This window comes from Mesorhizobium sp. YC-39 (assembly GCF_025753795.1).
In the GTDB taxonomy this organism is placed as follows: Bacteria; Pseudomonadota; Alphaproteobacteria; order Rhizobiales; family Rhizobiaceae; genus Mesorhizobium.
The window spans coordinates 1-1,469 of record NZ_JAOWPS010000030.1 but is presented as its reverse complement, the minus strand read 5'-3'; the positions used below and the strand labels follow the sequence as shown (position 1 = coordinate 1,469).

At 66.4% G+C, this 1,469-nt stretch carries 1 pseudogene; it reads left to right on the top strand.

From position 1 onward, the window contains the following. Window positions 1-1,469, top strand: a pseudogene (locus tag OHD62_RS35510) (hypothetical protein); the annotation flags it as partial.

Below are 1,469 nucleotides of genomic sequence, written 5' to 3'. Positions count from 1 at the left end.
GTGTTGCAAGCCATGGACCACGAGCCCAGGCCTCCACAGGGCGACGCGGGACTGATGCAGTTGCCGGTGGTGGACATACGGGGGCAGCGCGTGGCCACCGAGCCCGAGACACGCTATTCGGCTTTCCATCGCCTGACCTCGGGAGCCATCAAGGCGGTCGCGGTGCAACTGCCGGGCAAGCCGAGCGCCTTCATGCTGGCGCGGACGGTTACGGTCGAGGGTGTGCCATACCGCATGGACCTGTTTGGCGGCAGCAAGTTGAAAGCGCCGCAACCGACGGTGTCGCAGATCGCAGCCCGCAGCCCGGACGCGGCGCCAGCAAGGGCCTCCGGGGGAAAGCTGCTGGCCATTCCCTATGCCGAAACCGCTCCGGGCACGGCGTTCGAGCAGCTATCGCGCGCCTGGGCCCCCTTCAAGGAGGCCTATTATTACACGCAGCGCCGGGGCTTTGCCGCGCCTCCTGCCCTTCAAGGTCTGGGGCCCCACGACTACGCGCTGGAAGGCGCCTTCAAACTGTCGCTGATGCCGGACCGCCCTGCCAATGAGCAGCATCCCTTCAAGCTGACTGGAAAGGCAGGCCCGATCGCCTTGCGGCCGCATGACGGCTGCGGCTTCATCAAGGCCTCGCTGGCCGCGCGTATGCCAACGGTTCGCCGGGCCGGTCAAACGGGCGATCCCGATCGGGTGGCTGCCTTTGGCGAGGGAAGGAGATCGTCCCTGCCCGCCTTGGCGGCGCAACATTATCCGCGCAGCGAACTGGTGGCGGATGAGGCGCGCGAGAAGGCCAGGACCTGGCTCGAGAGCCAGCAAGGGCGCGCGTTGACGTCCGAAGAGCTGTTTCGCACGGTGACGGCCGGACACATCGACGGTCCGGGCGCGGTCGCCGTGCCGTCCGGTGATGGCCACGTCCATGTGCCGACGCTCAAGAGCGAGACGTTGACGGGGACGGGTGGCGTGCTGATCGGCCGCTCGCCCTATGACAAGCCGAACCTGCGCCCGTTTGCCGCCGGGCAGGTCAGGTCGGCGGTTGACGGGGACCCGACGGCAGGGTTCCTGGATCAGTGCGTGGCCATCCAATACAGCTTTAATGTCGCCCAGAAGTCGGGGGAGAAATTGGCCGCCGCCGACCCGACCTTTTTTGCCAAGGGCATTCTGATCGTCGTCCCCGACGAGATGTGGCCGGCCGACTATGCCGAGCGTGGGCTGGTGATGTCGGCCGAGGACGTCAAGTGCCATTCGAACTGGACCAAGGGCAAGGACCGGGTCACGGTGGACACGTCGCTCGACTGCGTCGGCATCCTGCAGGCGACGGAGGTGTTTGCTCCGGGGTCGCTGGTTGCCGTGCCGACCGGTGAACAGAAAAAGCTCGACGGCGACTTCGACGGCGACACCGTCATCATACTCGGCGACCGGCCGCGGCTTTATGAGCATGTGCGCGAGTTCGATCAAAAGGAGCAGGCGCGCGGCCT